The 5,291-nt window shown below is 64.3% G+C and carries 6 protein-coding genes; 5 read left to right on the forward strand and 1 reads right to left on the reverse strand.

Going from position 1 to position 5,291, the window contains the following annotated elements; genetic code table 11:
- Positions 1 to 223: 223 nt before the first annotated feature.
- From AC4FAH_RS05775 to AC4FAH_RS05785, 3 genes are read left to right on the forward strand one after another with little or no spacing between them, the layout of a single operon-like run.
- Positions 224 to 1,198, forward strand: coding sequence for a Bug family tripartite tricarboxylate transporter substrate binding protein (locus tag AC4FAH_RS05775; RefSeq protein WP_240548726.1), 975 nt, complete (start codon positions 224 to 226; stop codon positions 1,196 to 1,198).
- Positions 1,198 to 1,635: a tripartite tricarboxylate transporter TctB family protein gene (locus AC4FAH_RS05780; protein ID WP_043335453.1), complete on the forward strand. Its 438-nt coding sequence runs from the start codon at positions 1,198 to 1,200 to the stop codon at positions 1,633 to 1,635. The genes AC4FAH_RS05775 and AC4FAH_RS05780 overlap by 1 nt, the downstream gene beginning before the upstream one ends.
- A complete protein-coding gene (locus AC4FAH_RS05785) occupies positions 1,635 to 3,155 on the forward strand; it encodes a tripartite tricarboxylate transporter permease (RefSeq protein ID WP_043335451.1) in 1,521 nt (506 codons plus the stop codon). Before AC4FAH_RS05780 ends, AC4FAH_RS05785 begins: the two co-directional genes overlap by 1 nt.
- Positions 3,156 to 3,296: 141 nt before the next feature.
- Here the strand turns inward: AC4FAH_RS05785 and AC4FAH_RS05790 are convergent, their stop codons facing one another.
- Positions 3,297 to 3,962: a helix-turn-helix domain-containing protein gene (locus AC4FAH_RS05790; protein WP_107335199.1), complete on the reverse strand. Its 666-nt coding sequence runs from the start codon at positions 3,960 to 3,962 to the stop codon at positions 3,297 to 3,299.
- 200 nt (positions 3,963 to 4,162) lie between these two features.
- On the opposite strand from AC4FAH_RS05790, the gene AC4FAH_RS05795 reads away from it, so the two are divergent.
- Complete coding sequence (locus AC4FAH_RS05795; protein ID WP_043335450.1) at positions 4,163 to 4,528, forward strand: hypothetical protein; 366 nt, start codon at positions 4,163 to 4,165, stop codon at positions 4,526 to 4,528.
- On the forward strand, positions 4,528 to 5,286 hold the full coding sequence (locus AC4FAH_RS05800) for an AraC family transcriptional regulator (RefSeq protein WP_054556785.1): 759 nt from the start codon (positions 4,528 to 4,530) through the stop codon (positions 5,284 to 5,286). The genes AC4FAH_RS05795 and AC4FAH_RS05800 overlap by 1 nt, the downstream gene beginning before the upstream one ends.
- Positions 5,287 to 5,291 lie beyond the last annotated feature (5 nt).

Consider the following 5,291-nt stretch of genomic DNA (forward strand, 5'->3'; position numbering starts at 1 on the left):
GCCTTTCGACCAAGGTCGGTGCGACGAATGGGTATCTTGCGAGCCATCGGGCGGCAGTCTAATTTCACCATACAGAATAAAGTTCCGCCTTACAGAATTGTAAGGTTGCTGTCAGGTTCGCGGCTGCAGGGCGAGTTTCTCGCTCAGCCGCTGCCAGCACCTGACTCACGACATGTGCCGCTACCACAATCCAATAACACCAGAGGTCGCCATGACACGTCATATGACACTCAAACTCCTGACAGCCGCGGTGGTCACCGCCATGTCCGCCCAGGCCTTCGCCTTCGAACCGAAAGGCAAGGTTGACTGCATCGCGCCGGCTGACCCGGGCGGCGGCTGGGACTTCACCTGCCGCAGCGTCGGCAAGATCCTGTCTGAGCTCGATTTCGTGCCGGGCAACGTGCAGACCATCAACATGGCCGGTGCCGGTGGCGGCGTCGCCTTCGCGCATACCGTCTCCAAGCGTGCCGGTGACGAGCAGCTGCTGGTGGCCGCCTCCACCGCGACCACCACCCGCCTGGCACAGGGCCAGTTCCCGGGCATGAATCAGGACCAGGTCGAGTGGATCGGCGCACTGGGCGCGGACTACGGCGCCATCGCCGTCTCCAAGGATTCGCCGTACAACACCCTGAGCGAGGTAATGGACGCGCTGAAGAAAGACCCAAAATCCGTCAAGTTCGCCGGCGGCAGTGCCGCAGGTGGCTGGGATCACCTCAAGGTGCTGATCGCTGCCCAGGCAGCCGATGTCGAGAACCTGCCCAAGGTCTCCTACCTGTCCTACAACAACGGCGGCGAAGCCATCACCCAGGTCGTCGGCGGCCACGTGCAGGCCTTCACCGGTGATATCTCCGAGATTCAGGGCTTCATGGAATCCGGCGACCTGAAAGTGCTGGCCGTGCTCTCCGAAGAGCGCCTGCCGGGCAAGCTGGCTGAGGTGCCGACTGCTCGCGAACAGGGCATCGATGCCGTCGCCCCCAACTGGCGCGGCTTCTACATCCCGGCCGGTGTCAGCGACGATGCCGAGCAGTACTGGACCACCACGCTGGACAGCGTCTATGAAAGCGAAGAATGGAAAGACGTGATGACCAAGAGCGGCCTGATGCCGTTCCACAAATCGGGTGCCGAGTTTGATGCCTTCGTGAAGGCACAGATCCAGGACATCCAGACCCTTTCCAAGGACATTGGGCTGATTCGCTGATGAATGACCGCATCTTTGGTCTGCTGATGCTCACCCTGGCCGTCGCGTACGGCTGGGGTGCCCAGCAGTTCCCGGAACCCTTCGGCGGGGCCGAGTCCATCGGGCCCGAAACCTTCCCCACGGTGCTCTCGATCGTGCTGGCGCTGAGCAGCCTGTATCTGATCGTGCGCCCCGACCCGGACCAGCAATGGCCGTGGAGCCGCACCGGCGCCGAGATGGTGCTGGCCATCGTCATCCTGTGCCTGTACACCGCACTGCTTGAGCCACTGGGCTTCATCGTCACGACCACCGCTGCGGTCGGCACCCTGTGCTGGCGCATGGGCTCCAAGCCGGTTCGCGCTTACGTGACAGGCCTGCTCGGCGGCATCGTCGTCTTCGCCCTGTTCAACTTCGTGCTTGAGCTACCACTGCCGCTGGGCATCCTGGAGGTGGCGTAATGGAAAGTCTTGGCTTCTTGATGCAGGGCTTCGGCATCGCCCTGCAGCCAGAGAATCTGATGTTCGCCGTGCTGGGGGCCTTCCTGGGCACCCTGATCGGCGCACTGCCGGGCCTGGGCCCGGCCAACGGTGTGGCCATCCTGATTCCGCTGGCCTTCACCCTGGGCCTGAGCCCGGAAACCTCGCTGATCCTGCTGACCTCGGTCTACGCCGGTGCCATGTACGGCGGGCGCATCTCCTCGATCCTGCTCAACATCCCGGGCGATGAGCCGGCTATGATGACCTGCCTCGATGGCTATCCGATGGCCCAGAAAGGCAAGGCCGCCGAAGCGATGGCCATCTCGGCGATCGCCTCCTTCATCGGCAGCCTGATCGCCACCATCGGCCTGATCGTGATGGCGCCGTGGCTGGCCAGCTTCGCGCTGACCTTCGGCCCGGCGGAATACTTCGCGCTGTTCGTGCTGGCCTTCGCCACCCTGGGCGGCATCACCGGCAAGAATCCGGTCAAGACGCTGATGGCCGCCGCCATCGGCCTGATGATCGCCACCGTCGGCATCGATGGCTCCACCGGCACCCAGCGCTACACCTTCGATGTGCTGGAGCTGTTCGAGGGCATCGACTTCATCATCGCCATCGTCGGTCTGTTCGCCATCTCGGAGCTGCTGTTCTTCATCGAACAGCACGCCGGTGAAGGCAAGCCGATGATCGCCATGAACAAGATGACCCTGAAGCTGAAGGACATCGTCGCGATTCTGCCGACCTCCTTCCGCGGCGGTGTGCTGGGCTTCATTTCCGGCGTGTTGCCGGGCGCCGGTGCGTCGCTGGGCAGCTTCATCAGCTACACGCTGGAGAAGAAGATCCTCGGCAAGAAAGGCAACTTCGGTGAAGGTGATCCGCGCGGCGTGGCCGCCCCGGAAGCCGGCAACAACGGTGCCGCCTCTGGTGCCCTGGTGCCGATGCTGACGCTGGGCGTGCCGGGTTCCGGTACCACCGCGGTGCTGCTGGCGATGCTGATCTCGCTCAACATCACCCCGGGCCCGCTGATGTTCACCCAGCACGGCGACATCGTGTGGGGCGTGATCGCGGCGCTGCTGATCGGTAACGTCATCCTGCTGCTGATGAACATCCCGATGGTCGGCATCTTCGTCAAGCTGCTGTCCGTGCCGCCCAAGTACCTGCTGCCAGTGGTGACCATGGTCGCCTTCGTTGGCATCTACTCCATCAGCCACTCGACCTTCGACCTGTACTTCATGGTCGCCTTCGGGGTCGCCGGCTACTTCCTGCGCAAGCTGGATATCCCGCTGGTGCCGGTCATTCTCGGCATGCTGCTGGGGCCGGAGATGGAGAAGAACCTGCGTCACGCCATGCAGCTGTCTGACGGCGACTGGACCATCCTGATCGGTAGCCCGCTGGCCGTGACCCTGTGGTGCATCGCCATCGCCGGTCTGCTGCTGCCGGTGATCGTCGGCCCCATCCTGCGTCGCCGCATGAGCGCCGCCAAGGCCGCCACCGACGCCTGATCCAGGCAAGGGTCCGCGCCTCTCATGAGGTGACACGCCCTGAATGACAGCGCTCTGAAATGACATCGCCCCCGCCGGTCTTGCCGGCGGGGGCGATGTCATTTCAGCACTTCCCATAACGTGTCACTGGCAAGTCGCGTATCAGTCGCCCTGCTGCCACTGGGCGAGCAGGCGGTGGGCCTGGGCAGGCGTCAGGCGCGCCGTCGGGCCACTGAGCACGATGACTTCCGCCGGTGCCAGCCCCTCGTCGTGATGCTGGGCGACGCTGACCGCCAACGCCGCCACCGACAGGCCGGCGGCTTCGCCGGTCTCGATCTCGCCACTGTCGACACACTGCTGCAGCAAGGCGGACAGCGCCTCATCGACCAGCTCGCCCTCCTCCAGCTGATGACGCAGCGGCCACTGGCTGACATGCGCGTACTGGCACATCGCCTGACGCGGGCGTGTCACGCCCGCCACCGGGCGCGCCTCGGCCAGCGGGCCATGCTCGACCAGCATCAGGCTGGCCGTCTCGCCACTGGCGGCATTCAGCGCCGCCAACCAGCCGCGCAGCTGAGCCTCGCGGGCCGGCAACGCCGGTGCCAGCTGAGCAAAACGCCCCAGCGCCGCGCCGATGGAGTAGATGCCATGGCTGTCACGCGCCACATAGCCGAAGTGCTCAAGCGAGCCCATCAGCCGCAGAATCGTGCTCTTGTAGAAACCACTGGCCTGCGCCAGCTCGTTGAGCGTCAGGCGAGGGGTCGCGGGGGTAAAGGCTTCCAGCAGCGTCAAGGCACGCTCGACCGCTTCCACACGTTGATTGGCCATGCGGCGGGACTCCCACGGCAGGTGAAGAACGAGGCTGACAGGCAACGTGTGCCATGCCGTCTCAATGGACTTGAATCATGCCATAACGTTCTGACAGACAGAACATGACGCGCCTGCCGCACTGACGATACTGGCCGTGCAGCGTGATAGAATGGTGAGCTACCACACTATTTCCGGTTACGCCCGCACAAGGTTCGCTCATGTCCATCTTCATCATCACCTTCGTGGTCTGCCTGATCGTCACCGTCGGCACCGTGGCCATGCTGATGATGTCGCGTACGCCGCGCTTTCGTACCGACTACAGCGATATCGCCCGCGTGCTGGACCAGGCGATCAGCGGCGAGATCAACGAGAACGAGTGGCACAGCGTGATCGGCTACCCGATTCGCCATGATGAGTATCTGGAGAGTCTACGGCGCCGCTGCCAGGGCATCTTCGACAACCACGCCCGGCCGTGGCAGCTGGCCCAGGGCGGTGCGCTGTTCTCGCGCGCCGGCCGTGAAGAGCTCAACGTGCTGCTGGGCCATCTGCGTGCCCGCACCGGTGTCGCGGAGACTCGCGCCTGATGGCCGCCAGCGAGATGCGCCTGATCCCGCTCTCCAACCTGCGCGAGCACCACGATCACAGCTACCACCAGCTGGTGATCGGCCTCGATGGTCTGGCCGAGTTCGAGATCGAGGGCCAGGGCGGCGAGATTCGCCCGCTGACCGGCTGCATCGTGCCGGCCGATCATGTCCATTACTACGCGGGCATCGGCGAGAATCGCCAGCTGATTCTCGACCTGCCCGATGATGCGCCCTACCTGACCGGCCATCATCGCGAGCTCAAGCGTCTCTTCGAGCGCCCACGCTTCTTCACGCTGGACACCCGCCTGCGTGGCTATCTCGAATTCATGCTCGCGGAAGTCAACGACTACCAGCAGGCGCCGGGCGACCTGCTCGCCGCCACCTTCCTCGCCTGCCTGAACACGCGCATCGAAGAGCCGATGAGCGCGCTGAGCACCAGTGGTCGTCAGCTGGATCTGGTCGCGCTCAACCGCTTCATCGACGCCAATCTCGGCCAGCGCCTCAGCGTGGCGGATCTTGCTCGCCAGTCGCATCTCTCCGAGCAGCATTTCAGCGAGCGCTTCCGCGTCCTGACCGGCCTCTCGCCCTATCAGTATCTGCTGCGCCGTCGGCTGGAAGAGGCACGCCAGCTGCTGGGCACCAGCGAGCTTTCCCTGTCCCAGATCGCGGATCGCTGCGGCTTTGCCAACCAGAGCGCCCTGTCCCACGCCTTCCGCAAGCATCTCGGCTTCCCGCCTTCGGCACTGCGCAAGTCCTGATCGAG

The organism is Cobetia sp. (assembly GCF_983723665.1).

Bases quoted from the DNA above. Each gene is read 5' to 3' on its own strand.
- AC4FAH_RS05775 (WP_240548726.1), top strand. From the start codon at position 224: ATGACACTCAAACTCCTGACAGCCGCGGTGGTCACCGCCATGTCCGCC.
- AC4FAH_RS05780 (WP_043335453.1), top strand. From the start codon at position 1,198: ATGAATGACCGCATCTTTGGTCTGCTGATGCTCACCCTGGCCGTCGCG.
- AC4FAH_RS05785 (WP_043335451.1), top strand. From the start codon at position 1,635: ATGGAAAGTCTTGGCTTCTTGATGCAGGGCTTCGGCATCGCCCTGCAG.
- AC4FAH_RS05790 (WP_107335199.1), bottom strand. From the start codon at position 3,962: ATGGCCAATCAACGTGTGGAAGCGGTCGAGCGTGCCTTGACGCTGCTG.
- AC4FAH_RS05795 (WP_043335450.1), top strand. From the start codon at position 4,163: ATGTCCATCTTCATCATCACCTTCGTGGTCTGCCTGATCGTCACCGTC.
- AC4FAH_RS05800 (WP_054556785.1), top strand. From the start codon at position 4,528: ATGGCCGCCAGCGAGATGCGCCTGATCCCGCTCTCCAACCTGCGCGAG.